The organism is Parasphingorhabdus sp., assembly GCF_039968395.1.
GTDB lineage: Bacteria > Pseudomonadota > Alphaproteobacteria > Sphingomonadales > Sphingomonadaceae > Parasphingorhabdus.
Map to the genome: position 1 here is coordinate 191057 of NZ_JBDVPV010000003.1, position 21862 is coordinate 212918.

22 protein-coding genes are annotated in these 21862 nt (G+C 54.9%); 13 read left to right on the forward strand and 9 right to left on the reverse strand.

Annotated elements, in window-relative coordinates; genetic code table 11:
* Positions 1-202: 202 nt before the first annotated feature.
* From ABJI30_RS08900 to ABJI30_RS08910, 3 genes are all read left to right on the forward strand, one after another.
* Positions 203-1600: a vanadium-dependent haloperoxidase gene (locus tag ABJI30_RS08900; RefSeq protein ID WP_348015827.1), complete on the forward strand. Its 1398-nt coding sequence runs from the start codon at positions 203-205 to the stop codon at positions 1598-1600.
* A gap of 462 nt (positions 1601-2062) precedes the next feature.
* On the forward strand, positions 2063-2941 hold the full coding sequence (yghU, locus tag ABJI30_RS08905) for a glutathione-dependent disulfide-bond oxidoreductase (protein ID WP_348015828.1): 879 nt from the start codon (positions 2063-2065) through the stop codon (positions 2939-2941).
* Positions 2938-3354 carry a hypothetical protein gene (locus tag ABJI30_RS08910; RefSeq protein ID WP_348015829.1) on the forward strand — a complete coding sequence of 139 codons (417 nt, stop codon included), beginning with the start codon at positions 2938-2940 and terminating at the stop codon, positions 3352-3354. The genes yghU and ABJI30_RS08910 overlap by 4 nt, the downstream gene beginning before the upstream one ends.
* Before the next feature lie 6 nt (positions 3355-3360).
* Here the strand turns inward: ABJI30_RS08910 and ABJI30_RS08915 are convergent, their stop codons facing one another.
* Complete coding sequence (locus ABJI30_RS08915) at positions 3361-4194, reverse strand: LD-carboxypeptidase (protein WP_348015830.1); 834 nt, start codon at positions 4192-4194, stop codon at positions 3361-3363.
* 57 nt (positions 4195-4251) lie between these two features.
* On the opposite strand from ABJI30_RS08915, the gene ABJI30_RS08920 reads away from it, so the two are divergent.
* Positions 4252-5643, forward strand: a complete 1392-nt coding sequence (locus tag ABJI30_RS08920; protein ID WP_348015831.1) for a Mur ligase family protein — start codon at positions 4252-4254, stop codon at positions 5641-5643.
* Positions 5644-5652: 9 nt separating this feature from the next.
* Entirely contained in the window at positions 5653-6810 is a 1158-nt protein-coding gene (locus ABJI30_RS08925; protein ID WP_348015832.1) for a crosslink repair DNA glycosylase YcaQ family protein, read from the forward strand.
* Here the strand turns inward: ABJI30_RS08925 and ABJI30_RS08930 are convergent.
* Positions 6797-7186: a hypothetical protein gene (locus ABJI30_RS08930; protein ID WP_348015833.1), complete on the reverse strand. Its 390-nt coding sequence runs from the start codon at positions 7184-7186 to the stop codon at positions 6797-6799. The genes ABJI30_RS08925 and ABJI30_RS08930 overlap by 14 nt on opposite strands.
* A 22-nt stretch (positions 7187-7208) precedes the next feature.
* Positions 7209-7754, reverse strand: coding sequence for a DsrE family protein (locus ABJI30_RS08935; RefSeq protein ID WP_348015834.1), 546 nt, complete (start codon positions 7752-7754; stop codon positions 7209-7211).
* Between the two features lie 170 nt (positions 7755-7924).
* Between ABJI30_RS08935 and ABJI30_RS08940 the strand changes: the two genes are divergently transcribed.
* From ABJI30_RS08940 to ABJI30_RS08970, 7 genes are all read left to right on the forward strand, one after another.
* Complete coding sequence (locus tag ABJI30_RS08940) at positions 7925-9364, forward strand: cytochrome ubiquinol oxidase subunit I (RefSeq protein ID WP_348015835.1); 1440 nt, start codon at positions 7925-7927, stop codon at positions 9362-9364.
* Positions 9364-10359, forward strand: a complete 996-nt coding sequence (cydB, locus tag ABJI30_RS08945) for a cytochrome d ubiquinol oxidase subunit II (RefSeq protein WP_348015836.1) — start codon at positions 9364-9366, stop codon at positions 10357-10359. Before ABJI30_RS08940 ends, cydB begins: the two co-directional genes overlap by 1 nt.
* Positions 10359-10496 (forward strand): DUF2474 domain-containing protein, encoded by a 138-nt coding sequence (locus tag ABJI30_RS08950; RefSeq protein WP_348015837.1) that lies wholly within the window; start codon positions 10359-10361, stop codon positions 10494-10496. Before cydB ends, ABJI30_RS08950 begins: the two co-directional genes overlap by 1 nt.
* Before the next feature lie 86 nt (positions 10497-10582).
* Positions 10583-11692, forward strand: a complete 1110-nt coding sequence (locus tag ABJI30_RS08955) for an S-(hydroxymethyl)glutathione dehydrogenase/class III alcohol dehydrogenase (RefSeq protein WP_348015838.1) — start codon at positions 10583-10585, stop codon at positions 11690-11692.
* 20 nt (positions 11693-11712) lie between these two features.
* A complete protein-coding gene (locus ABJI30_RS08960; RefSeq protein WP_348015839.1) occupies positions 11713-12093 on the forward strand; it encodes a VOC family protein in 381 nt (126 codons plus the stop codon).
* Positions 12094-12103: 10 nt separating this feature from the next.
* A complete protein-coding gene (gene fghA, locus ABJI30_RS08965) occupies positions 12104-12931 on the forward strand; it encodes an S-formylglutathione hydrolase (protein ID WP_348015840.1) in 828 nt (275 codons plus the stop codon).
* Positions 12932-12945: 14 nt separating this feature from the next.
* Positions 12946-14106, forward strand: coding sequence for an acyl-CoA dehydrogenase family protein (locus tag ABJI30_RS08970; protein ID WP_348015841.1), 1161 nt, complete (start codon positions 12946-12948; stop codon positions 14104-14106).
* A gap of 24 nt (positions 14107-14130) precedes the next feature.
* On the opposite strand, the gene ABJI30_RS08975 is transcribed toward ABJI30_RS08970, so the two are convergent.
* The 4 genes from ABJI30_RS08975 to ggt form a co-directional block, all read right to left on the reverse strand.
* Positions 14131-14511, reverse strand: coding sequence for a hypothetical protein (locus tag ABJI30_RS08975; protein ID WP_348015842.1), 381 nt, complete (start codon positions 14509-14511; stop codon positions 14131-14133).
* A 68-nt stretch (positions 14512-14579) separates the two neighbouring features.
* Positions 14580-14729 (reverse strand): hypothetical protein, encoded by a 150-nt coding sequence (locus ABJI30_RS08980; protein WP_348015843.1) that lies wholly within the window; start codon positions 14727-14729, stop codon positions 14580-14582.
* Positions 14730-14763: 34 nt separating this feature from the next.
* Positions 14764-15588 (reverse strand): AraC family transcriptional regulator, encoded by an 825-nt coding sequence (locus ABJI30_RS08985; protein WP_348025487.1) that lies wholly within the window; start codon positions 15586-15588, stop codon positions 14764-14766.
* A 106-nt stretch (positions 15589-15694) separates the two neighbouring features.
* The gene (ggt, locus tag ABJI30_RS08990) at positions 15695-17488 is read right to left on the reverse strand and encodes a gamma-glutamyltransferase (protein ID WP_348015845.1); all 1794 of its coding nucleotides are present in this window, start codon (positions 17486-17488) and stop codon (positions 15695-15697) included.
* A 295-nt stretch (positions 17489-17783) separates the two neighbouring features.
* On the opposite strand from ggt, the gene ABJI30_RS08995 reads away from it, so the two are divergent.
* The gene (locus ABJI30_RS08995; protein WP_348015846.1) at positions 17784-19148 is read left to right on the forward strand and encodes a DEAD/DEAH box helicase; all 1365 of its coding nucleotides are present in this window, start codon (positions 17784-17786) and stop codon (positions 19146-19148) included.
* On the opposite strand, the gene ABJI30_RS09000 is transcribed toward ABJI30_RS08995, so the two are convergent.
* Positions 19145-20314 carry a CaiB/BaiF CoA-transferase family protein gene (locus tag ABJI30_RS09000; protein WP_348015847.1) on the reverse strand — a complete coding sequence of 390 codons (1170 nt, stop codon included), beginning with the start codon at positions 20312-20314 and terminating at the stop codon, positions 19145-19147. The genes ABJI30_RS08995 and ABJI30_RS09000 overlap by 4 nt on opposite strands.
* A gap of 12 nt (positions 20315-20326) precedes the next feature.
* Positions 20327-21781 (reverse strand): coniferyl aldehyde dehydrogenase, encoded by a 1455-nt coding sequence (locus ABJI30_RS09005; protein ID WP_348015848.1) that lies wholly within the window; start codon positions 21779-21781, stop codon positions 20327-20329.
* Positions 21782-21862 lie beyond the last annotated feature (81 nt).

Consider the following 21862-nt stretch of genomic DNA (forward strand, 5'->3'; position numbering starts at 1 on the left):
TCATAGACACAACTCGCCGGATTGCTTGCACGCGACCTGCATTTTTCTGTATATGTGCGGCACCTCGGCAAACCTCGCATAAATGCCGATTCAGCCCTGATAATAGCGTCAATATGAAGGCCATCTGCAAGCTTCTCGACATGAAACGCGCCAAAAGCTTGTGCAACAGCCATGAAATCTGGCGTGGTCGGAAAGGCTATTTATGGCACAGCTTGGCGTGGGCATTGAACGTAATGCAAATTATGCGGAAATAGGGGATGGACCGTTTGCAACCAACCCCTTCTCCGGTCGTTTGGGCGAATTTGGCAGTGCGGCCTGCTATCTGACGCCGGTTCTGGCTCCGCAGCATCAAAACTGCATCTTTCACTGGATCGATATCGCCTTGCAGCTGGTCCGTCGCGAGCAAATTGCCCTTCCAAGGGCCGCCTATTGTCTTGCAATGCCGATGATCGCGGGATTTCTGGCAACCAACGCGTTGGAGGGGCAATATGATGATCCGATGGATCTTGGCGAAGGTCCGGCTGGTGCGGATCCCGAAATATCATATGCCATTGCATTTGCGACCGTGGCGGAGCACCTTTTTGGACGGTCATTGCAATCAGAAACCTTGCGCTACCTGGACGATCGTGAAGATGGCGACGGCAAATCCCGGGCGGTGGTCTGGGGGCGAAATGCGGGTCACAAGATTTTGGCCTTGCGGCAGGCTGATGGCTCGGATCCCGGACTCGCAAACTATAATCTTGGCCGGTATACCCGACTGAACCATGTGATGCGCTGGGTGTCGCCAAGCCCAAATGAAAGCCGGGTTCCTGATCTGGCTTCCCGGATGTATTCTCTTGGTATTTCTCCGGGTCACGGCCAGATCAGGCCGTGGACAGTCAATTCCGGATCGCGATTCCGGTCTGGAATCTTTCACAACCCCGCCAGCCCCGAATTTGCGGAAGACTTTGATCTGTTGCGTAGTGTCGGCGGTGTAAACAGCCGCGTCAGAACAGCGGACCAGACCCGTTCGATATTGTTTTGGCAAGGCGGGCCCCGCGGTCTGACAGTATCTGGTCATTTTTTGCTCATAGCGATTCAGGCCCTGCAAGACCGCGGACTGGATTTTCTGAACCTCGCCCGGGCTTTTGCACTATTGGGAGCAGCCCAATGTGATGCGTCGATCCACGCATGGGACAGCAAATATTTTTTCGACGTGATGCGGCCCGAGACGGCAATTCGTATCTATGCCGATGGCTATTCCAACCCCGATAGCCGGGTGTTGGCGGATCGGGATTGGTGTAGCGCTATCGCGACGCCTGAATATCCTTCCTATATCTCCGCGCATTCTGCCATTGGCGCAACAGTAACCGAATTGATCAAGCTGTTGACCGGATCAGACCAGATACGATTGGAGCAGGAGTCACCCGACCATATAGATTTGCCCTCCCTGAAAGGACATCGACGGCAATGGTCCAGTCTGACGCAAATCGCAGAAGAAAGCGGATTCAGCAGAATTTTTGGCGGCGTGAACTGGAAGATCGACCATGATCACGCGATGGAAGCAGGGCGGTCGCTGGCGCGGAACGCATTTGATACATTTTTGCAGCCGCGAATATAAGACTTTGGATAAACGGGCAAAATAGAGAAAATATAGAGGCCATCTGCAAGTTTCTTCTGAAAAGTTGGAGCAAATGGCTTCGAGCAACAGGGGCCAGCATGAAACAGAATATTTGCGCAGAGCAAAACAGTAATTGGGAGCACAGGGTCGCTATCATGGTTGCCTCCATGTGTCGAAGCGCTCCCATAGGCAAGGAGACCGGGTACCCTCAACACACCCGGTCTCTTTGCCGCTTTATGTATATCGAAAATCGGATATCAGTTGATTGAGCCGCGACGTGATCAGGCAGTCCTCATCCCTGAATCTTTTGCGTCCGACAACCGATCCCGCCGAACCACTGCTGACAAATTCTTTGCTCGGAAGAAGAATTGTATGTTTGCCAGTCCTTCCCTTTCTTTGATAAGCGATCTTCGCGGTCATTTGACACGCCCTGAATCGCTGAAAAGAAAAAGGAATTCCGAAATGAATACGCCCGCAGCTTATGTACCGCCCAAAATCTGGACCTGGGATTCCGAGAGTGGCGGGCGCTTTGCCAATATTAACCGTCCGATTGCCGGGCCGACACAGGAAAAGGAACTTCCCGTCGGCAAACATCCGTTTCAGCTTTACTCGCTTGGCACACCCAACGGGGTGAAGGTGACGATGATGTTTGAAGAGCTGCTCGAGGCGGGTCACAAGGAGGCGGAATATGACGCCTGGCTGATCAATATCGGCGAAGGCGAGCAGTTTGGCAGTGATTTCGTTGCGATCAATCCCAACAGCAAAATCCCGGCTTTGATGGATCACAGCACCAGTCCGCCGACGCGCCTGTTTGAATCCGGTTCGATGCTGGTCTATCTCGCAGAGAAGTTTAACGCATTTCTGCCGACAGATCATTACAAGCGCACCGAAGCCATGAACTGGTTGTTCTGGCAGATGGGCAGCGCGCCGTTTCTGGGCGGTGGTTTTGGCCATTTCTATGCCTATGCCCCTGAGAAATATGAATATCCCATCAATCGCTATGCCATGGAAGTGAAGCGGCAGATGGATGTTCTGGACCGTCACCTTGCGGAGAATGAATATTTTGCCGGTGACGAATACAGCATCGCAGACATGGCGATTTTCCCATGGTATGGTGGGCTCGCACGCGGCGTACTTTATGAAGCCGGTGAATTTCTGTCCGTGCAGGACTATAAAAACGTCCAGCGCTGGACTGCGCTGGTTGGTGAGCGCCCCGCAGCCAAACGTGGCATGATGGTCAACCGTCCATATGGCGAACCTGAAACGCAACTGCACGAGCGACACGATGCCAGTGATTTTGAATTGCGCACCCAGGACAAGATAGGAGAACCCGCCGAGTGAATGGAATAGACCCCGCGACTTTGGGCGAAGCGATTGCGCTTCAGCCCACCTGGCTGAAAATCTGGATGTACAGCCTTGGTGCTGTCAACATGGCAGCCGTCTTTTTCCTGTTCAAGCGGACAGAAAAGTCATGGGGTCTTCGTATCGAGCCTTGGGTCATATTGGCCGCTTTTTTTGCATCGGCGACGATGATGAACATGCTCTATGCGGAATATGGCTATGTTCGTTTGCTGGGTCTCGCGCATCTGGTATTCTGGATGCCCGCATGGCTGTGGGTAATGAAACGCCGTGCCGAGCATGCGCCGGCGGACACGCTGTTTGGCAAATATATCCTGCTCTATCTGGTGATCAACGGAATTTCACTGGCGATTGATGTGGTAGATGTTGCGCGGTATTTTACCGGAACAGCCTGATCCCTCCTAGTCAGAAAGCTTCCCGAAAGGCACAATCTTGTTCTCCATGTCGTGCCCGATATCAGCGCGTCCGAGATAGGGGATATTGGTGTGTTCGCACCACCGGCTGACAATCTCTTCCACTTCCTCGCCGAAGGGGCGGTTATTCTCCGGCACATCGCTGACCCGTCCGAGATAGAGTCCCGACAAACCGGCGTCGGCGAGATGGCTGGTGACGTTGAACAGCGCGCGGTCAAAGGCATAGAGATATTCGGCAATTTCCTCGATCATCAGGATATGGCCGCGCAAGTCCGGCAAGAGCGGCGTGCCGACCATCATCGCCAGTGTCATCAGGTTGAATGCGGCGTAACTCTGGTTCGGCTGGACATGGGATTCCAGCGCCGCCGGATTCCGGTCAACCAGCCAGTCAAGTGCTCTGCGGACCGCGATGTCACCATTGTCGCGGCGAATATCTACCGGCATGGGGCCGTGAGCCTGCGTACCAATGCCGGACTTGTACAGAGCACCCAGCAAATTGCCGCCGTCGCTATAACCCATATAAAGTTTGTTCCCGGCCGCTGGAGTCAGCCGCTCAAGGATAGTGTCTGCAATTCGCGCCGCACCATAGCCGCCACGTGCAAACCAGATCGCATCAAGGGTTGGGTCATTGGCGAGTTCGACAAAAGCTGCTGACCGCAAATCATCTTCGCCGGCAAAATGTCCCGCGATCGCAAAACACTGTTCATGGAAGACCAGTTCGGCATCGGGATGGCTGGCTGCGGCAAGGGTGATCAGCTGTTCGACTTCCTCCGGATAGATCGGTGTCGATGGCGCACATATTCCGATCCTCGTCCTTGTCATATTGTTTTTTGCCCTTCTGCAATTGCCAAAATGCTGCCGACGCAATAGCGGGGGATGATGCGTAAAGACAAATCCTATTATTTTTGTGGAATCGGTGGGTCGGGCATGCTGCCGCTGGCGATGATCGTGCGAGAAAATGGTGCAGCGGTTGCCGGATCTGATCGGGCTCTGGACCAGGGCCGGCTGGCGGCCAAGTTCGAATGGCTGCAAGCCAAAGGCATAGGCCTGTTTGCACAGGATGGCAGCGGACTAACCAGCGGCGATCAGATATTGATCGCGTCGGCTGCGATTGAAGACACGGTGCCTGATGTGGCGAAAGCCAATGCCCTGGGCTGCAAGCGCATGACACGTGCAGAACTGCTGGCGGAACAGTTTAATGCTACCCCGCGCAGCATTGCAATTGGAGGCACCAGCGGAAAGTCGACCGTAACCGGCATGATTGGCTGGATATTGACCGAGGCAGGCCGCGATCCGACGATCATGAATGGCGCGGTGATGAAGAATTTCGTCGCCGATGACGCACCATTTGCAAGTTCGCGCGTTGGTAATGGCGAGATCATGGTCAGTGAGGTCGATGAAAGCGACGGATCAATAGCGCTGTTCGATCCGGAGATCGCTGTGCTCAACAATGTCAGCCTTGATCACAAAAGTCTTGAAGAATTGCGCATGCTGTTTGGCGACTTTGCCGGCAAGGCGCGACATGCCGTCTGGAATTGTGACGATGCTGAAACGGCGACTTTGGTCAATGGTCTGACGCTCGAGGATGCGATCAGCTTTGGATTTTCCGAAGAAGCAGATTTCCGGGCAACCGATATTGTCGAGGCGCCGGTCAGTAGCCAGTTTGTCCTGCATGCCGGTGGAGAACGTTTCGATGTTTCGATGCGGGTTCCCGGGCGTCACAATATTGCAAATGCGCTGGCCGCCGTTGCTGCGGCTTCGGCGGCAGGAGTGCCGGTTCAAAAAAGCGTCGAAGCGATCGGCGATTTCGTCGGACTGGCGCGCCGGTTTGATATTGTCGGAACCGCCAATGACATCAGCGTGATCGATGATTTCGGTCATAACCCGGACAAGATCGCCGCTACGTTAAAGACGATGAAAGCCTTTCCCGGTCGGATCATTGCATTCTTCCAACCGCATGGTTTTGGACCGATCCGCAAAATGGGTGCGGAACTGGCCGAAGTGTTCGCTGATCTGCTCGACGAGGATGACAGGGTCTTGCTGTGCGATCCGGTTTACTTCGGCGGTACGGTTGACCGCAGCCTCGGCAGCGAAAGCGTCGTGGATGCGATCAGGAACGGGCCGGATGCGCGGCATATTGCCAATCGAGATACCTGCGGCGACCAGATTGTCCAATGGGCGGAACCGGGAGACCGGATCGTGATCATGGGCGCCCGCGACGACACATTGCACAGTTTCGCGGTGGGATTACTGCAACGACTGGACGCTTGATCTGATGTTATGGCGCTGAAGATATTCAATCGCGATGCGCGCCGTCTGTGGTTGAACAGCCAGGGGCTAGCAGCTGCGCCCACCGGTCGGCTTGATCTGTTGGAGATCATCAAAAATCTTGGTTTCGTGCAGCTCGACACGATCCGCAACGTGACCCGGGCGCATCATCACATTTTGTGGAGCCGTAACCAGAATTATCGTGAGCCCATGCTGAACCGACTGCTGGCGAAAGATCGGATGGTCTTTGAACATTTCACGCATGACGCCTCGGTCTTGCCAATGGACTATTACCCGATGTGGCAACGCCAATTTCGCCGATTGGGGGAACGCGTTAGCCGTTCGGACTTTTATCGAACCGAACTGGCTTCCGAAGAGATTGCAGCGATCAAGGCCCGGATAGAGGCCGAAGGTGCGCTCTCAACCCACGCGTTTGATACCAAGATTACCGGCAAGAAAGAGATGTGGGCGCGGCCACCACACAAAAAGGCGCTGGATCACATGTGGTATGCCGGCGAACTGACCACGTCTCACCGCGAAAATTTCATCAAATATTATGACCTGACAGAGCGGGTTATCCCGGAACATCATCGCAAGGCCGAGCAGGGTGATGCCGAGCAGATAGACTGGCTTTGCCGGAATGCACTGGACCGGTTGGGCTTTGGTTCGCCTGGCGATATCCAGCGCTTCTGGGCGGCGACCAGCGCGGCCGAGGTCAAGGCGTGGACGACCGGCTTGGCCGACGAGCTGGTTCCGGTTGAACTGCAAACGGCGCAGGGTGACTGGTTCAAGGCTTTTGCACCTGCAGATATTGAAAACCGGCTGGCCGAAAATGTTAAACCCACATCACGGCTGCGGATACTCAGTCCGTTTGATCCGGTCATCCGCGATCGCACCCGGCTGTCGCGCCTGTTCGGATTTGACTATCGCATCGAGATTTTTGTCCCGGCGGCCAAACGCAAATGGGGCTATTATGTCTATCCGCTGCTCGAAGGCGACCGGATGGTGGGCCGGATCGAATTGAAGGCAGACCGCAAGGCGGGCTGGTTGAAATTACGCAAACTCTGGCCGGAAAAGGGGGTGCGCTGGACACAGGCGCGAGAGGAGAAGCTCGACGCCGAACTGGGCCGGCTGGCGCGCTTTATCGGCGTTGATTTTATCCCCGAGTAGCAGGGTCGTGGGCCGTTGGTGCCATGCGGAACATTTCCGGATATTTCAGATACATTCCGCTCCACAACATGACGAGCATCACCACCGGCACAAAGGGAGGATAATTGCCCAAGGCAATTTCCAGCGCCGTTGCACCCGCAAGATGTGCACTCATCAGCAAGAAGCCGACTTTTCGCGTGTAGGGGATCAGAAACATCACGCAATAGAAGAGCACCGTGAGCCCGAGTGGCAACTGTTCGTTGCCCCAGCCTACTTTTGCCAGTTCCTTTTGCAGATCGGGATTGCCCGTCAGATTGAGATACGCGTCGAACAGAAACGCCGCGACAATCAAGCCGGTGAGAACCCAAAATGCAATGGTGCGTATTTTGGCTGTCATTCTATTCGGTGCCTTCAAATTTCTAGAACGGGTTGAGCGTGTAGCCGTCTTGTTGCAGCAACGCATGGGCAGTCATCGCCGAAAGGCTCATGAGAACACCGGGCAACAAGTCGTCCTTGCTGATACTATATGCTGCTGCACTTTGCCCGCACAGGTGAAAAGATACGCCGTGTTTCTGCAGGACTGCAATCGCTGCTGCGCTGCCATTGTTCGCGCCATCATTGCGCGCACCGTAAATCTCCTGTTTGACGAGATCACCCGACGCGCCGCCATGCACGACTATCGCGATCCTGATATTCTCTGCGGGAATGCCGGCTTTGACATGCATGTTGATAAATCGGGCCGCGCTTTCGATCGTCCGGTTCAGTTTTGCAGGATCAGCTTTCTTCGCAACGTCAAATGCGATTTTATACTGCACATGTTTGGCGAGCGGAGCGCTGGTTTCGACCGCCGCAGTCGGACCAAAATCTTTAAATACGGGACCGGTCTCAAACCCCTTTAACTGTGCCAATGCCGGATTTGCTGCAAGCAAGGCGCTGATAAATAAGAGAGTTTTTAGTACCTGCATGTCTGTTTCCTTTGCGCGCGAATTGCAAGTTGCACGTTCTGCAACTGCTGGGCGCACCTTATCAAGCGCCCGTTCATTGTGGAAGCGCGCTGTTGTCGCTATGTCACCATTCACATTGATTACATGCGATCCACCCAGGCCTTTGGCTGACAAGCGGGGAATGTTCGACTATGTTTGAATCGTTTGATGCCATTTTACTGGCGCGTATACAGTTTGCCTTTACGGTCAGTTTCCATTTCATTTTTCCGGCATTTTCAATCGGACTGGCCAGCTATCTGGCGGTGCTCGAGGGCCTGTGGCTGAAGACCGGCAAGCAGATTTACATGGACCTGTTCAAATATTGGTTGAAAATTTTTGCGGTCGCCTTTGCCATGGGCGTCGTGTCGGGCATTGTCATGTCCTACCAATTTGGCACCAACTGGTCGGTTTTCTCGGACCGGGCAGGGCCGGTGATCGGGCCGCTCATGGCCTATGAAGTGCTGACCGCGTTCTTCCTCGAAGCCGGTTTTCTCGGCGTCATGTTGTTCGGTATGAACAAGGTCGGCAAGAAACTGCACTTTACCGCAACCATGATGGTCGCGATCGGAACATTTATTTCAGCATTCTGGATATTGAGCGTGAACAGCTGGATGCAGACACCCACCGGACACGAGATCGCTGCCAACGGGCAGTTCGTGCCCGGCGAAAGCTGGTGGCCCATCGTGTTCAATCCCAGCTTCCCCTACCGACTGGTACATACGGTGATTGCCGCCTATCTGACCACCGCCTTTGTTGTAGGCGGGGTCGGAGCGTGGCATTTGCTGAAGGACAAGACCAACCTGCATGCCCGAAAAATGTTTTCCATGGCGATGTGGATGGCAGCTTTTGTTGCACCCGTTCAGATTTTTGCGGGAGACATGCACGGGCTGAACACGCTCGAGCATCAACCGGTCAAGATCATGGCCATGGAAGGGCATTTTGACAGCCACCCCGAAGGCGCGCCGCTGATCCTGTTCGGCATTCCCAACAGCGCAGAAAAGCGGATCGACTACAAGATTGAGATACCGAAGCTGGGGTCATTGATCCTCAAGCATGATCCCGATGCGCCCATGGATGGCCTCGATACGATTCCGGATGCGGATGAACCGCCTGTAGGCATGGTTTTCTGGTCGTTCCGGATCATGGTCGGTATCGGTTTTGCGATGATGGCGCTGGGACTGTGGAGCTTGTTCGCGCGGATGCGCAAAAAGCTTTATGACTGGCCGCTTTTGCACCGGGCTGCGATCCTGATGGCACCGACCGGATTTGTCGCGGTGATTGCCGGTTGGATCACGACCGAAGTGGGTCGGCAGCCATTCACCATTTACGGCCTGCTGCGGACCGCGGAAAGTGCATCTCCGCTTGCGGCACCGGCCGTGGCGGCCTCGTTGATCGCATTCATCGTCGTTTATTTTGCCGTGTTCGGTACCGGGACCTGGTACATCATGCGGCTGATGCGCAAAACGCCCGCCATTGGTGAAAAGGGCGTGGCATCCAGCGAGACCGGACCGGTGCGAACGGCTGGTATCGCGCCAGGGCCGGCGCAAAGTGGTTCGCCAGGACTGACCGCCAAACCGGAAGGAGAAAACTGATGGATCTAACTGTCATCTGGGCCTTCATCATCGCTTTTGCCGTGTTCGCCTATGTGGTGATGGACGGTTTTGATCTGGGCATTGGCATACTCTTCCCCGTCTTCAATGTCGGCGATGAGCGCGATCAGGCGATGAACAGCATCGCGCCGGTCTGGGATGGCAACGAAACCTGGCTGGTGCTTGGCGGGGGCGGTCTGATGGCGGCTTTTCCGCTGGCCTATGCGATCATATTGCCCGCCACCTATCCGCTGATCATCATCATGCTTCTGGGGCTGGTATTCCGCGGTGTGGCCTTTGAATTTCGCTGGCGCGATCCCGATCACCGCGCGTTTTGGGACTGGGCGTTCACCAGCGGTTCCATTGCGGCCGCCTTTTCGCAAGGCATGGTGCTGGGCGCGCTGCTGCAAGGGGTTGATGTCGATGGCCGGGCCTATGCCGGAAGCTGGTTTGACTGGTTCACACCTTACACATTGCTCACCGGTTTCGGCACGGTGGCGGGCTATGCCCTGCTGGGCGCGACATGGCTGATCTGGAAAACCGAAGGCGGGGCGCAGGACCATGCCTATCGCCTGGCAAAACCGGCAGCGTTCGCGACGCTCGCTTTGATGGCCGTGGTGAGCCTCTATACGCCGTTTCTCGAAGCGCAATACTGGACGCGCTGGTTCACAATGCCGAATATTATTTTTGCGTCGCAGGTTCCGTTGCTGGTGCTGATCCTGACCTATTTTCTTTTTCGCGGGCTGGCGAAGAAACAGGAAGCTTTGCCATTTCTCATCTCGTTGGGATTGTTTCTGCTCGGTATGATCGGACTCGGCATTTCCATGTTCCCTTACATCATCCCGAACCAGATCACGATCTGGGATGCGGCGGTACCGGAGAGCAGCCAGGTCTTCATGCTGGTTGGTGTCGTGATCACGGTGCCGTTGATTTTGATCTATACCGTTTGGGCTTATTGGGTGTTTCGCGGCAAAGTCGGATCGGAAGGCTATCATTGATGGAGCCCGGATCACATCCTTCACCTGACGAAACCCCGCTGAGGCACAGGCTGGGGTGGATGGCGCTGATCTGGTTGGCGAGCGTCTCGGTTCTGGGCGTGGTCGCCTATATCCTGCGATGGTGGATCATCGGCTAGATCAAAATAAACTGATTCGTCACATTGAATAAGCGGGCCATTTGATCCAAGCAGGTACCAAAGACTGTTGAGGGAGAATCCGACCCATGAAGACACGCGCTGCCGTCGCTTTTGAAGCCAAAAAACCGCTGGAGATTGTCGAGCTGGATCTGGAAGGCCCGCAGGAAGGCGAAGTGCTGGTCGAGATCATGGCGACAGGCATTTGTCATACCGACGCCTACACGCTGGACGGACTGGACAGCGAAGGCAAATTTCCCAGCGTATTGGGTCATGAAGGCGCCGGTATTGTTCGGGAAACCGGACCAGGCGTGACCTCTGTCGCCGTCGATGATCATATCATCCCGGCTTACATTCCTGAATGCCGTCAGTGCAAAAGCTGCCTCAGCCAGAAAACCAACCTGTGTACGGCAATACGCAATACGCAAGGAGAGGGGCTGATGCCCGACGGGACCAGTCGGCTATCCTACAAGGGCGAGACCATCTATCACTATATGGGCTGTTCCACTTTTTCCAATTTTGTTGTGATTCCTGAAATTGCAGCCGCGAAAATTCGTACCGATGCGCCGTTTGAAAGCGCCTGCTATTGTGGATGCGGGGTTACCACCGGTGTCGGAGCCGTGATCAATACCGCGGATGTCGAGGCCGGATCCACGGTGATCGTCTTTGGTCTGGGCGGGATCGGGTTGAACGTCCTTCAAGGCGCGAAGATGGTTGGTGCCAGTCAGATTATTGGCGTCGATATCAACAACGACCGCGAAGAATGGGGCCGCAAATTCGGTATGACCCATTTCGTCAATCCTAATGATGTCAGCGGTGATCTGGTGGCGCATCTGGTGGAGATGACCGGCGGCGGAGCAGACTATACGTTCGACTGCACGGGTAACACTGATGTGATGCGGACGGCACTGGAAGCCTGCCATCGCGGCTGGGGTGAAAGTGTGATTATCGGGGTCGCGGAAGCGGGCAAGGAAATCGCCACGCGTCCGTTCCAGCTGGTCACTGGCCGGGTCTGGAAAGGAACCGCATTTGGCGGCTCGCGCGGACGCACCGACATTCCAAAAATCGTCGACTGGTACATGAACGGCAAGATTGAGATTGATCCGATGATCACACACAAACTGCCACTGGAAGACATCAACAAGGGTTTTGATTTGATGCATGCGGGAGAAAGCATCCGCAGCGTCGTGGTTTACTGAAACAACAAAGGAGAAAAGAATTGTTTAGTCATATGATGGTGGGGTCGAACGATATTGACCGTTCGAAAAAATTCTACGATGCGCTGTTCCAGTCCGTGGGCGGTAATGAAGCCATATCCGATCCCAAGGGTCGGCTCATGTACATGCACAATGAGGGCATATTCATGGTGACACCGCCGATTGACGGAGAAGGCGCGACGCCGGGCAATGGCATGACGGTGGGATTTGCGATGGAAAACCCCGAGCAGGCCCAAGCCTGGCACGCGGCCGGAGTAGATGCTGGCGGGACGTCGATCGAAGACCCACCGGGCGTGCGCGAAAATCCCGGCATGAACCTGTATCTTGCCTATTTGCGTGATCCGGACGGCAACAAGCTGTGCGCTTTGCATCGCATGGGCTGAGTTCCGGACAATGGAAACACTATCGACCAACAAGGCTTTTGGCGGAGTGCAGGGTGTCTATTCCCATGACTCCGCCGAAACCGGTACGGAAATGACCTTTGCGGTATATGTGCCTCCGCATGCCGACGGCGCAAAATTGCCGCTTCTCTGGTATCTTTCTGGCCTTACCTGTACGCATGCCAATGTCATGGACAAGGGCGAGTATCGGCGGCTGGCGAGCGAGCTGGGACTGATTGTTATTGCCCCGGATACCTCGCCGCGAGGCGAGGATGTTCCGGATCATGCCGGTTATGATTTTGGCAAGGGCGCCGGCTTTTATGTCGATGCCACAACCGAAATCTGGTCCGTCAATTTTCGCATGCGCAGCTATGTCGAAACAGAATTGCCTGCGCTCGTCGCAAAACAATTCCCGGCTGATATGAAGCGGCAGGGGATATTCGGACACAGTATGGGCGGCCACGGCGCGCTGACTATCGCTCTGCGTAATCCGGATCGCTATAAAAGCGTGTCTGCTTTCGCGCCGATTGTCTCGCCGTTGCAATGCCCTTGGGGTGAGAAGGCACTTGGCGGCTATCTTGGCAAGGACAAGGCTGCCTGGCGGGAATATGATGCTTGCGCACTGATCGAGGATGGCGCGCGGGTCGGTGATATTCTTGTCGATCAGGGCCTTGCTGATGATTTTCTCGAAGAACAGCTCAAGCCAGAATTGCTAGTCGACGCCTGCGATAAAGCCTCTATCCCTCTGACGCTCAATCAACGCGAAGGCTATGATCACAGCTATTTTTTTATCTCCAGTTTCATGGATGATCACCTGCGCTGGCATGCCGAACGGCTCTGACGGAAAACTGATTCATGCTGACTGACAATGACGACATTTTGCAAATGCGCGCGGCCGTCCGTGCCCTGTGCGGTGATTTTCCCGGCAGATACTGGCGCGAAAAGGATCGCGAACGGGCATATCCGACGGAGTTTGTCGCTGCCTTGACCAAGGCCGGGTTCCTGGCTGCGCTGATCCCGGAAGAATATGGTGGCAGCGGCCTGGGGCTGACCGCCGCAGCTGCGATCCTCGAAGAAATTCACAAGGCCGGTTGCAACGCCAGCGCATGCCACGCCCAAATGTACATCATGGGTACAATCCTGAGGGACGGCAACGCAAAGCAGAAGCAGCAATATCTTCCCAAAATCGCGACGGGTGAACTGCGTCTCCAAGCCTTTGGCGTGACCGAACCGGGCAGCGGCACCAACACGCTGGGCCTCAAGACCACCGCCGTGAGGGATGGCGACGAATATGTCATCAATGGGCAGAAAGTCTGGACCAGTCGCGCGGAACATAGCGATCTGATGGTATTGCTGGCCCGGACCACGCCGCAAGATCAGCTTCTGAAACGCACCGAGGGCCTGTCGGTGTTCATTGTCGACATGCGCGCGGCAGAGGGGAATGGTCTCACCATCGAGCCAATCCGCACGATGATCAATCACAGCACAACCGAAGTCTATTTTGATGACCTTCGGGTTCCGGCAGAAAATCTGGTTGGCGAAGAAGGCAAGGGCCTGCGCTATATTCTCAACGGCATGAATGCAGAGCGCGTTTTGATCGCCGCCGAATGTATTGGCGACGCGCGCTGGTTTACCGAGAAAGCGTCTCACTATGCCAAAGAACGCGAAGTTTTTGATCGCCCGATTGGTCAGAACCAGGGCGTGCAATTTCCTATAGCCAGGAGCTATGCGCAGACTGAGGCCGCTGACCTGATGGTGCGCAAGGCTGCGGCATTGTTCGATGCCGGCGAGCCTATGCCAGCCGAAGCGAATATGGCGAAAATGCTGGCATCCGAAGCTTCATGGGCAGCCGGAGAAGCCTGCATGCAGACCCATGGCGGTTTCGCCTTTGCCGAAGATTATGACATTGAGCGCAAATGGCGCGAGACGCGGCTCTATCAGATTGCGCCTATCTCAACGAACCTGATTCTGTCCTATCTGGCGGAACATGTCCTGGATCTGCCGCGCTCATATTGAAGCGAAATTTACACCCCACAGCAGTTATTTCTTGCTGACAGCGCAGAAATCCAGCCAGTCTTCCAAAGCCTTACAACCCTGGGAAGAGAGGCCATATGTTGGTCCGTCCGGAGAATTGGGGGGAGAGATTTCTTCGAGCAGACCCTGTTGCATCAACAGATCAACATAGCGATGCTGCATCATCTTTGACGGATTGCGAACTTTGTCAAAACCGGATTTCTCATTCTGCGAAATGTAGACCCGCAACAGAATATCCCACGATGGTTCGCCCCATTGATGTTCCGGAATGAAACTGTTCCGCTCGTCGTTGCACAGGAGGATCAATTTCGCCAGTTGCAACCTGTCGACTTGCTCGTGTTCCTGATTGTCTTTGTGACCGAAAGGGCCGGCCATATCGCTGGGCATGAGGATCTCTGTCTCTTGTGGAGATGAGAATATGGCCGGGACCAGTCTTGTTTACCATATCATTGGGTCTATTTCTGGTCGCCTTCATTTTCCGGGTGATCGGAGTTCAGCAGCTCGATCGCTTCCGCAATTCGGATCGCGGCCAAGGCTTCGTTCCGCGCATCTAGTTCTGCCAGCAAGCGCCTCAGTTCGTCCAGTATGTCTTGCCGGTTGCTCATATCGGCTTAATCACTAGCCCTACGCAAAAACAATTCACACAAATGACTCCGTTTTTGCAACAAGTCGGAACTGGCTCGGATTGAAGCCCGAGTGATCCTTGAAAAATCGAGAGAAATTCGCGGCTTCCGAAAAGCCAAGTTCCGCAGAAAGTTCTTCAATGCTGATATCCACTTCCTCCAACTGCTGTTTGGCATAGTCCATCCGCAACGCATTCCAGGAAATATTTGGAGTGGTTTTCATGTGGTAGCGGAACAGTTTGAACATCTGCGGCCGGGAGACCCCGATTTCCCGGGCAACAAGATTGATATCCCGGTGAACCAACAGGCTGTCTGCCATGTAGGAAACTGCATCTTCCACCTTTCGCACCGCGTGATTTACGTCCCGCTCCGTATCCGGGGCTTCCGCGATCACCACATGATCCTGCAACTGATTGGCAATTTTCTCAACCCAAAGGCTGATTTCATCTTCGGAAGCATTGCCTTTGGCCGAACTGACCAGGCAGTCGATCAACTCTGCAATGGTATCGGATACAGAGATACTGTTTTTCAAAAAGGACCTGCCGTGTTCGGGATTCCCGAACATATCAATCAACCACGATTTCTGAAAATAAAGCGCCAGATATTCGCAGTTCTGCGAGCACACCCGGTGCGCATGCTTTTCCATCGGATTTGCGAAAACGGCTGTCCGATATGTGAGATTGATCGGCTCATTGTTCACAAAGATGACGTCTTCGATGCCCTGATCCAGCGCAAACACTATTTGCGCTTCGGGATGCGCATGGGGAACCAAATCTGAATTCAGTCGCAAAATGCGATAGTTTCCGAACCTCCCTTGGCCCATTCGGACTAATTGAGACATGCCCGTACGATCCTCCCCTGCAGAGGAGGTTATCACAAATTGCAGCAGGAATGAAGCGCGCCCGGCGACGTGGCTGCAGTCCCGGGCAGACGGGCGTTATCTGCCCCTAATATCCCAGCGCCTGGCCATCTTTCCGCATCTCGGTCGCGCCAAGATAGACGCCGGTTTCGGGATCGTGAACAATCGCTTGATAACCGCCGAACATCGCACCGTTATTTACACGTTTGACGTTGTGACCCATGGCCTTGAGTTGTGCGACAGTAGCATCTGAAATCCCCGGTTCCACATTCAGCGTGCCCAGAAGATCAGCGCCGGTTCCGGCCAGATCACCGGTTGGCTGCCGTCCGCCGTCATGGTTCAGCCGCGCCGCATCGCCGGCTTCCTGCAGGTTCATGCCATAGTCGACCAGGTTGATCATGATCTGGACATGGCCCTGCGGCTGCATGCCTCCGCCCATCAGTCCGAATGACATCCAGGGTTTGCCATCCTTTTTCATGAAGGCAGGAATGATCGTCTGAAAAGGCCGCTTGCCGGGCGCATAGACATTGGGGTGGCCCGGATCGAGCGAATAGAGCTCGCCGCGATCCTGGAACATGAAACCGAGACCGTCGGCGACCAGACCGCTACCCATGCCGCGATAATTGGACTGGATCAGAGAGACCATCATGCCATCCCTGTCAGTGACGGTCAGGTAAGTGGTATCGCCTTCGCCTTCGAGCTTGGGTTCACCGGGGCCAAATGCAGGAGAAGCCTTGTCCGGCTGGATCAGGGCAAAACGCTCTTTGCCATATGCATCTGACAGCAACCATTTCAGGGGCGCGGGCGACATATCCGGATCCGCGTAAAAGCGCGCGACATCTTCAAATGCCAGTCGTTTGGCTTCGGTGATGTAGTGCAACACTTCGGCACTGCCGCGGGGATATCGTGCAAGATCGATATTCTTGAGGATATTTGTCATCTGCAAGGCGGCGAAGCCCTGACTGTTCGGCGGAAGCTCGCATAGTTCGTAGCCTTTGCGATAGCTGACACAGCCGGGCTCGACCCATTTGCTGCTATGCGCGGCAAAGTCTGTATAACGGAGGTTCCCGCCAATGCGTTTGAAATAGGCGTCCATGGTGCGGGCAATCTCGCCCTTGTAAAATGCGTCGCGGCCGCCCTTGGCAATCTTGTCGAGCGTATTGGCGAGATCAGGATTTTTGAATAGCTCGCCGGCTTTGGGCGCGCCATTCGCGAAATATGTGGCGCGGGCATTGTCAAATTCACCGATCATGTCGAGGCTTTGTTCGAACCGCCTGAGGTTGCTGGCGTAATAATAGCCAATGACGGGGGCAACCGGATGGCCTTGTTTCGCGTAGGAAATCGTCGGAGCCAATATGTCGGCCATGCTTAGCTTGCCAAACTTGCCGTGCATTTCAAACCAGCCATCAACTGTGCCCGGTACCGTTACCGGCAGGGGGCCGAATGGGGGAATCGTCTTGCGACCGTCCAGTTGCTCCATGAATTTTGTGTATGATGTTCCCATCGGGCTTTTGCCCGACCCATTGAGACCATATAATTTTTGTGTCTTCGGATCCCAGATAATCGCAAACAAATCACCGCCAATGCCATTGCCGGTCGGTTCCATCAGGCCAAGCGCCGCATTGGCAGCAATCGCTGCATCAACAGCTGTGCCGCCTTTTTTCAGGATTTCAATCGCGATCTGGCTGGCGAGAGGATGTGCGGTCGCGGCCATCCCATTGGCGGCATAGACCGGGCTGCGTGACCAGGCTTCGCCAACTGGGCGTCCACCCCCGCCAATTTCAAGTGCGGGTTGATGAATTCCGGCGGTTTTTTCCTGCGCCTGGGCGGGGAATATGGCCAGAGCAGTCAAAGCAAGCGGCGCGAAAAGATTTTTGAGCATAAATATATCCGGATAGGAGTTGGATTCTGGTTTCCACTGTAATCACAAAGCTTGACTTTCCAAGCACCTTCTCTATGTTGCATTGCAGCAAAGGCGAAGTTTCGTCTTGCGGTACATCAGCGTGAGAAGCTTTCCGTATCACGGACTTGTTTCGGTAGTACCGCCCCATGCTTCATTTTTCCGGCAGCCTGATCACGCGGGTCGTCTTAACGACTTGCCCTTTTCGCAGCATTCTTTCGAATGTCTCTGCGTCTGGTGTTTTTGCCATTGGGCTGCTTATTATAAGGTATTATTTTTGACTCAATTTACTGATTTCGCATTGGCGGAACCGATTAAAAAACGCGTGGCCGAAAACGGCTACACCACACCGTCCCCGATCCAGCAGCAGGCGATACCGCCCGCACTGCAAGGCAAGGACATTCTGGGCATTGCGCAGACCGGCACGGGTAAAACCGCGGCTTTTTCGCTGCCTGCCATTCATCATTTGCTGGCCAGCAAGCGCCGGGCGGGGCGCAACGAGTGCCGCATGCTGGTGCTTGCGCCTACCCGCGAACTGGCCCGGCAGATTGCCGACAGCATGATCGGCTATTCCAAAGGTCTGGGTCTTTTCGTGACTTCTGCTTTTGGCGGTGTGCCGATCAACAAGCAAAAGCGCGTTCTGGCGCGCGGCGTTGATGTTCTGGTGGCGACACCGGGGCGCTTGCTCGACTTGATCGACCAGCGTTGTCTGACCCTTGAAAAAGTCGAAATTCTGGTGCTCGACGAAGCCGATCAGATGCTTGATCTCGGCTTTATCGTACCGCTGAAAAAGATCGTACCAATGTTGCCCCGCCAGCGTCAAAGCCTGTTCTTCTCGGCGACCATGCCCAAAACCATTTCGCAGCTGGCTGACCAGTTCCTGACCAACCCGGTCCAGGTTTCAGTGGCCCCGCAATCGACGACTGCCGAGCGGGTCGATCAGAAAGTCACCTATATCAATCAGAATGACAAGCAGCGCTTGCTGAAGGATTTCATCAATCAGGAAAACCCTGATCACATGCTGGTCTTTACCCAGACCAAACATGGGGCCGACAAGGTTGTGAAAAACCTGATGGCCGTGGGCATTCATTCTGCCGCGATCCATGGCAATAAAAGCCAGCCGCAGCGTGAACGCGCACTGGGTGATTTCAAAAAGGGCAAGATCAACATTCTTGTCGCCACCGATATTGCGGCACGCGGCATCGATGTCGATGGTATCACGCATGTGATTAATTTCGACATGCCCAATGTCCCGGAACAATATGTTCACCGCATTGGCCGGACCGCACGGGCAGGGGCGAGCGGGATTTCCTACTCGCTGGTTGCGCCGGACGAACGGCAGTTTTTGCGCGATGTGGTCAAGCTGACCAATGTGAAGCCGGAAACGATTGCTCTGCCGGACGGCTATGACGAGCCACCGCGCGAAGAAGTCGCGCCGCGGATTTATGGCCAGAAGCCAAAGAAATACGGTGCCAAGCCGACCCGCGGCGGCCCGCCACGGAACAAGCACAGCTCGCGCAAGGGTCGTCCGGGCGACGGCTCCGGCCGTGGTGGCCCGGGCTCCAAAAGTGGTGGTCCCAAGCACTGGAATAACGGCGCAAAATCGTTCAAGCGCCGTCAGGCCCGCAAGGCTCCGGTTTAATCTTTAAGCAAAGTTCCGGCCTCTGACAGAGCGGCGACTTCGCCCTCTGTCAGATCCAGCCAATCCTGAAGCGCGGCGACATTATGTTCGCCGCGTTTCGCGATTTTGGCATTGCTGTCTATGCCGCTTTGCGATTTCGAAAAGCGATAGGGCGACTGGACTGTCCGGCGGGCCTGGCCGGCATCGTCGGTCACATCCACAATTGTGCCGAGTGATTTGATGCTGGGTTGATCATAGACGTCAGGCCCGAAGGGATGGACTTCGCCCCAGGCAAGGTTGAGACGATCCAGCATCGCCGTCAGGGCATCAAAGCTGGGTTGCGAGCGGATATGATGCTCCATCGCCTCGCGGCGCATGCGTACTTTAGTCGGAATGTCGGATCCTTCTGGCGTTGGATCTTGCAGTCCGTCTTTGGTCGAGAATAACAGCCACATCCATTTCATGTCGCCCGTGATCAGGACCTGACGATCTTCCGGCGCTTCCCAGACCAGCGTCTCCGGTGCTTTGGGCCAGATGTCGTCCAGCGCATAATGGGCATAATCATCAGCTGAATGCAAAACGTTGAGCATCGCCAGATCAATATGCTGACCTTCACCGGTCTGGTCGAGTGTGCGCAGCGCGGACAAAATGGCGATGATCCCGTGCAGAGAGCTGTAGCTATCCGCCATCGCGAATTGGATGTCGGTCGGATGCGCACCGCTCATCTGCGCCTGACGAGCGATCAGGCCGGTTTCCGCATGAAGCACGGGCGCATAGGCTGCTTTTTCTCGTTCCGGGCCATTTTGACCATAGCCGGATATCGACAGCATCACGAGGCGCGGATTGACCTTTGACAGGTCATCCCAGCCGATCCCGAATTTTTCCATGATACCGGGACGAAAGTTTTGCACGACAATATCCGCTTCGGCTGCCAGCTTGTGAATCAGGCTGGTCGCCCCGTCGGCTTTCAGATCAATACAAATATTCTTCTTGCCGATATTCAGCTGCAAAAAGCTGCCGGCCACACCGGTTTCCCGCTTCACGAACTTGCGGCTGACATCGCCTTCCGGTGGTTCAACCTTGAGCACTTCTGCGCCGAGATCGGACATCATGCGGGTTGCATAAGGACCCGCGACGACACGCGAGAAATCCAGGACCTTTAGTCCTGCGAGCGGGAAATTTGCCATATTTGCCTGACGTTAGAGTTTCATCTGCTGTTTCATGGTCTTCTCCGTACCCGCGCCATAAGGGGGAAGGAAACCAGCAATTTTGGCAATGTTGATTTTGGGCTGACGATACACTGCTTTGGCGTGGCTGAATTCCTTGAAGCCGTCGGGGCCGGTATAGGCACCCATGCCGGAAGGTCCGACGCCGCCGAATGGCAGGTCATGCTGGGCAATATGAAAAATTACATCGTTGACAGTCACGCCGCCGGAAATTGTCCGATCCAGCACCTTGCGCTTGTCAGCTTCCGTTTCTCCGAAATAGTAGAGTCCCAGCGGACGATCGTGATCATTCACATAATCGACGACTTCATCGAGATTGCGATAGGTCTTGACCGGCAATACCGGTCCGAAAATTTCTTCCTGCATCACGCGCATGTCCTCGTTGACATTTTGCAGCACGGTCAACGGCATCTTGTTGCTGTTGGTATTGCCGAAATCCTCGTCACCGGGATTAACCTCGGTCTGCTTGGCACCCTTGGCCACTGCATCATCGATCAGGCCCTGCAGGCGCTCCTTGTGTCGCGCGTTGACCACAGATGTATAATCATCATTGGCAATCAGCGTTGGATATTGCTCCGCGACATTGGATGCTATGCCTTCGACAACCGCATCTTCCTTGTCCGCCGGAACCATCAGATAATCCGGCGCCAGACAGATTTGGCCGGCATTCATCATCTTGCCCATGGCAATGCGCTGGGTTGATTTTTGAACATCGGCATCGGGGCCGATGATGGTCGGCGATTTCCCGCCCAATTCCAGTGTGACAGGGGTCAGGTTTTTAGCCGCTGCTGCCATGACATGCTTGGCAATCCCGCCGCCGCCGGTGAAGATGAGATGATCCCATGGAATTTCAGAAAAAGCCTTGCCGGTTTCCGGACCGCCGGTGATGACTGTCATTTCTTCAGGCGCAAAATATTTGGCGACCAGTTCCTTGACCAGCTCGCCGGTTTCCGGGCAGAATTCGGAAAATTTGATGATCACGCGATTGCCGGCGCCGAAAGCACCAATGGCGGGATCAAAAGCCAGATTGATCGGGAAATTCCAAGGCGCGATAACACCGACGACGCCCTTGGGCTGATATTCCACGGCACCGCTGGCGCCGAGCAGGCCCAACGGAAAGTCCATTTTCCGCTTTTCGGGGCGCATCCATTTGCGCAGGTTCTTCTTGTGATCCTTGGCATGGCCGACCACCGACATCAGATCGGTCATCACCGTCTGAACGGAACTGCGGTGACCAAAGTCGTTCGAGACTGCCTCGCAAAGCGCATCCTTGTTGTCGATAATCATCTGTGCGGTTCGGTTGATCCGGTCCATCCGGCTTTCATAGCTGACCGGCAGCTCTGCGTGAAACGCATCACGCTGTGCTTGAAACAGTTTCTCGATTTCTTCCTTGGGCACTTCGCCCGCTGCTGCTTCCAGTGCTTCCATGATTGCCTCTCCCTTTATTTCGATCTTTGGGCGCGTGTTGCTCCCCGCACCGCCTATTGGTTTCAATTGACCACTTAAAAC

Coding starts and splice junctions, on each gene's coding strand:
- ABJI30_RS08900 (WP_348015827.1), top strand. CDS start 203: ATGGCACAGCTTGGCGTGGGCATTGAACGTAATGCAAATTATGCGGAA.
- yghU (WP_348015828.1), top strand. CDS start 2,063: ATGAATACGCCCGCAGCTTATGTACCGCCCAAAATCTGGACCTGGGAT.
- ABJI30_RS08915 (WP_348015830.1), bottom strand. CDS start 4,194: ATGACAAGGACGAGGATCGGAATATGTGCGCCATCGACACCGATCTAT.
- ABJI30_RS08920 (WP_348015831.1), top strand. CDS start 4,252: ATGCGTAAAGACAAATCCTATTATTTTTGTGGAATCGGTGGGTCGGGC.
- ABJI30_RS08925 (WP_348015832.1), top strand. CDS start 5,653: ATGGCGCTGAAGATATTCAATCGCGATGCGCGCCGTCTGTGGTTGAAC.
- ABJI30_RS08930 (WP_348015833.1), bottom strand. CDS start 7,186: ATGACAGCCAAAATACGCACCATTGCATTTTGGGTTCTCACCGGCTTG.
- ABJI30_RS08935 (WP_348015834.1), bottom strand. CDS start 7,754: ATGCAGGTACTAAAAACTCTCTTATTTATCAGCGCCTTGCTTGCAGCA.
- ABJI30_RS08940 (WP_348015835.1), top strand. CDS start 7,925: ATGTTTGAATCGTTTGATGCCATTTTACTGGCGCGTATACAGTTTGCC.
- cydB (WP_348015836.1), top strand. CDS start 9,364: ATGGATCTAACTGTCATCTGGGCCTTCATCATCGCTTTTGCCGTGTTC.
- ABJI30_RS08950 (WP_348015837.1), top strand. CDS start 10,359: ATGGAGCCCGGATCACATCCTTCACCTGACGAAACCCCGCTGAGGCAC.
- ABJI30_RS08955 (WP_348015838.1), top strand. CDS start 10,583: ATGAAGACACGCGCTGCCGTCGCTTTTGAAGCCAAAAAACCGCTGGAG.
- fghA (WP_348015840.1), top strand. CDS start 12,104: ATGGAAACACTATCGACCAACAAGGCTTTTGGCGGAGTGCAGGGTGTC.
- ABJI30_RS08970 (WP_348015841.1), top strand. CDS start 12,946: ATGCTGACTGACAATGACGACATTTTGCAAATGCGCGCGGCCGTCCGT.
- ABJI30_RS08975 (WP_348015842.1), bottom strand. CDS start 14,511: ATGCCCAGCGATATGGCCGGCCCTTTCGGTCACAAAGACAATCAGGAA.
- ABJI30_RS08980 (WP_348015843.1), bottom strand. CDS start 14,729: ATGAGCAACCGGCAAGACATACTGGACGAACTGAGGCGCTTGCTGGCA.
- ABJI30_RS08985 (WP_348025487.1), bottom strand. CDS start 15,588: ATGTCTCAATTAGTCCGAATGGGCCAAGGGAGGTTCGGAAACTATCGC.
- ggt (WP_348015845.1), bottom strand. CDS start 17,488: ATGCTCAAAAATCTTTTCGCGCCGCTTGCTTTGACTGCTCTGGCCATA.
- ABJI30_RS09000 (WP_348015847.1), bottom strand. CDS start 20,314: ATGGCAAATTTCCCGCTCGCAGGACTAAAGGTCCTGGATTTCTCGCGT.
- ABJI30_RS09005 (WP_348015848.1), bottom strand. CDS start 21,781: ATGGAAGCACTGGAAGCAGCAGCGGGCGAAGTGCCCAAGGAAGAAATC.